Below are 3764 nucleotides of genomic sequence, written 5' to 3'. Positions count from 1 at the left end.
TCGCCCCAACACTCGGTGCCTCGCTATGGCTCGGCATGCCCGCAATCCGACAGTGATTTGGGGGGCCGCCGCGATGGGCCATCCTTGGCCCAGCGCGGCTAAACCGGCGTCCTGCCGGTTTACCCCCCCAAATCACTGTCAGATTCCGGCCATCGTGTTTGACGGGGCGATTTCAGATCAAGATCACAATCAAAAGCGCAGATCAAAAGACCGCTGACTTCGTCATCGAAAAGGATGTAAGGGCCGGAGCAACAGCAGAACCACACTCGGTCTAATGTGGGAGCTGGCTCGCCTGCGATGGCATCAACTCGGTGTACCTGACACACCGAGGTGCCTGCATCGCAGGCAAGCCCGCGCCCACAGAACAGCAGACACACAGCGTAGGCCAAATCGCACCCATAGCTACCTGAACCAGCGCCATCGACACCGCGCCATAACCTCGCCCAGCGCCTCCACGCTGATCGTTCGACGCTCAGGATCCATCGCCAACGCCAGGCGCAACGCCGGCCAGCACGCGGCCGGCAACTGCCGGGGACGCTGCAGTCGGTCAGTGGTGCCACGCTCACCCAAGCGCCTGCCATCGGCCAATTCATAGATCACACACGCCACCGCATACAGGTCAGCACTCGCCGTCAGCGCACCACCCGCCAACAACTCCGGCGCCGCGTAAGCCGGTGTCCAGGCATTGAATCGGTCACGACACACACTCGCCAGTCCCGTCATCGCATCCGCCGTCGCCTGCCCGAGACCAAAATCGAACAAACGAATGCCCTGTTCACCCACCATGATATTCACCGGTTTTACATCACCATGCAGCACACCTTGACGATGCACATACGCCACGGCATCCAGCAACTGCACAGCCAGGGGCTGCAACTCACGCCACGGCAAACCATCGGGACACTCCAGCAGCAGCCGGTCCAGGGTCATGCCGTGCATCAACTCCATGCTGAAAAACGCGATCTGACTGCTGATATCCACCTCGAACGTAAACATGCGTACCACGCGCTCATGCTGCAGGCTGCGTGTCAGCGCGAACTCGCTGTAGAGCAACACATGGGCATCGGGCGCCAGCCGCAGATTCTCACCGAGCAGCTTGATTGCCACACTGGAACAGGGCTCGCCAAACTGTTCGTGCAACAGGTCGCGCGCCCGGTAGACCACGCCCATGCCGCCCGAACCCAGCATGCGCTCAAGGCGATAACGCCCTGCCAGCAAGGTGGGCACGCCAGGTGCCGTGGTCATGCGCGCACCACCACAGCCGTCAGGTCATCCCGCGCCGGCCCGCGCAACGCCGTCGTGAACAGCCGCGCCACTACCTGTTGCGGCGTACCGCTGTCCATGGCGCTGCCCAGCTCGGCGTGCGTCATCGCCTGGTACACACCGTCACTGCACAGCACAAACACATCGCCTGGGTGCGCGCCCAACTCCAGCACCTCGAGTCTCAGCGGGTGCCGGGCGCCGACGGCGCGGGTCAATGCCCTGGCGTCGGGATGTGCCTGGGCCTGCGCCAGGCTCAAGCGCTGCTCATCCATCAATTGGCGCAGCAGTGAGTGATCGCGCGACAGCTGATACAACCGCCCACCTCGCCACAGGTAACAGCGGCTATCGCCCGCCCAGATACACGCTGCGCGACGGTCCTGCAGCAGCAACACCACCACGGTACTGCCCATACTGTCGTCGCGGCCTTCGGCCGGCGGTGCGGCTTGATCACCCCAACGCTGGTTGAGCCGTTGCAGGCATCGCTGCACCGCATCGACGCGCTGATCGAACGTACCCTGGGCCGGCAACGCGGCCAGGCTGTCGACCACCGATTGGCTGGCCCTGTGCCCGGCCCGATGGCCGCCCATACCATCGGCAACCGCCCAGCAACCTTGCTGGGGGCAGTCGAGGAACGCATCTTCATTGCGCTGCCTGGCCTTGCCACGTTGGGTGCGTGCCGCGCTGTCTGCGGGTGCTTGCAGCCCGTTCATAGTTGCTCCGGCAAACGGAACGTGCGCCATGTGTCCATCTGAAACGGGCTGGGTGTGCGCTGGCTGACCAACAGGTAATTGGCACGCAAACCGGCGAGGTCGGACTTGAGTATCTGCGCATCGCGCCCGCTGGCAGGTTCGCTGTGCAGCAACTCAAAGAAGCGAAACAACGACCAGGCCCCGCTGTTCTTCTCGATGCCCAACGGCCGCTCTGCACCGCGCTCCAATACCAGGCTGCTACGACCATTTTCCACGTCACTGGGCCACTGGAACGCCACCGGCACAATCGGCCCATGACGGTACTCCAACTGCTGACCGCCGAAGCTCAACACCGCGCGGCTGACCGCCTGGTCCAGGCTATAGGGTGCCAACGTAAATCGAACCGCCAGCTCGCCCTGGTCGCCAGCGAAAAAGCCACGGCGGATGGTCTGCGCTTTGCCGAGTTGTTCCAGCATCGCGCGCGACATCGGCAGGCTCTGGCCTTCCAGCCCGCGCAAGCGATAACGCCCGCCGTCGGCGCTGATAAACGGGCGCAGGTAACTGTCATGGAACTTTGCCAACACCCCCTGGGGTTTGAAAAACTCCTCGAAGTCGCCCACGGCCACGTCGCTGCTGGCATGGGCATTGAACGGGTAACGCTGGCGGATAGCCCTGGCGTACAGGCTGTACACCTCGCTCTGATAGCGCTGGTTCACATGGGTATAGGCCTCATCGAACAAATGCCGCCAACTGTCGTCGGCAAGGCCCTCTACCCAGCCTTTGAGCGGCAGCGGCAAACGTGCAGCACTGTCGCGTAACTGGCCCAACCCAGGCTGTTGCCCTTCCATACGCCGTTTCACCATCTGGAAAGCCGCCTGCTCCGGTGCTCCGTCGCGGTTCAGCGCCATCAGTTGCAGGTGCACAGCGTCAAGCTGGCGCAACGCCTGGGTCAATTGTTCACCCGGGTTTTGCTGCTCATCAAGCAGTTGATGCAAGGGCTCGAAACGACGTTGCAACGCGCGTCTTGCGGCGCCATCGCCTGTGGGCTTGGGCAAAACACCTGCACGTACTCTGGCAGCCATTGACTGAGCGATAGCAGCCACGTCACCGGCCTCGTGGAGCACCGCTGACAGCGGCTCATCAGTGGTCAGCAAACGGGTATTTTCACGCACCTGTTGTAACAACAACAGCAACGGTGATTGCGCCGAGGTGAGGCTCGCCAGTTGCTCCGCGTCCTGGCGCAGGTTTTCGGTTTCGCGTAATCGGACCTGCCCCAGGGCCTGGCTCCACGCATCGGCGTACTCACTGAAATAACGCTGTTCCAGTTCGACTATCAACCGGCGCAATTCCATCGCACTGAGGTCAGTCGCCTGCCCCAGCACCCAATTGTCCAGGACAATCGCGTTAACCAGTCGCGGGCCTTGCTGGTCGAAATACTGCACATAGCGCTTGCTGTAAAAACCGGCAATCGGCTGATCCAGCGCCATGAACACGGTGCCATCCGTGAGGCGGCTGGGTTCCAGCGTGTGCGATTGCTCGCGCAGCACGCGATACACCACATCTGCCAGCGACTCTCCGCGCAGCACCTGGCGCGCCTGGGCTACCAGCTCATCATTGAGCGGCGCAGTAAAGGGTTGTTCAAGCAGCCGGCCAAAGTGCTCACTCAGGCGCGCCTGCGTCGCAGCCTCACCGGCAAAGCGCTCGGACCACCGGGTGGCCACCCGCTCCGCCAGCCACCCGGCGTCACGTCGCTCGCGCAGATTGAGCATCAGGTAGGCGCGCAGGTTATCCAGTAACCGTTCGCGATCCCCA

Annotated in this window: 3 protein-coding genes; all 3 read right to left on the bottom strand. The window is 62.7% G+C overall.

Annotation, left to right across the window (positions count from 1 at the left end):
* Positions 1-402 precede the first annotated feature (402 nt).
* Entirely contained in the window at positions 403-1245 is an 843-nt protein-coding gene (locus tag K0H48_RS08800) for a serine/threonine-protein kinase (RefSeq protein WP_219267165.1), read from the bottom strand.
* The gene (locus tag K0H48_RS08795) at positions 1242-1973 is read right to left on the bottom strand and encodes a PP2C family serine/threonine-protein phosphatase (RefSeq protein ID WP_219267164.1); all 732 of its coding nucleotides are present in this window, start codon (positions 1971-1973) and stop codon (positions 1242-1244) included. The genes K0H48_RS08800 and K0H48_RS08795 overlap by 4 nt, the downstream gene beginning before the upstream one ends.
* Positions 1970-3764, bottom strand: a 1795-nt coding sequence (tssM, locus tag K0H48_RS30695) for a type VI secretion system membrane subunit TssM (RefSeq protein WP_257626884.1), incomplete at its 5' end; no start/stop codon positions are given. The genes K0H48_RS08795 and tssM, both read right to left, overlap by 4 nt.

The sequence above is a fragment of the Pseudomonas sp. Xaverov 259 genome (genome assembly GCF_019352915.1).
Classification (GTDB): Bacteria; Pseudomonadota; Gammaproteobacteria; order Pseudomonadales; family Pseudomonadaceae; genus Aquipseudomonas.
Note: the sequence above shows the minus strand (reverse complement) of the source record. Positions and strands in the feature narration are given on the sequence as shown.

Coding starts and splice junctions, on each gene's coding strand:
- K0H48_RS08800 (WP_219267165.1), bottom strand. CDS start 1,245: ATGACCACGGCACCTGGCGTGCCCACCTTGCTGGCAGGGCGTTATCGC.
- K0H48_RS08795 (WP_219267164.1), bottom strand. CDS start 1,973: ATGAACGGGCTGCAAGCACCCGCAGACAGCGCGGCACGCACCCAACGT.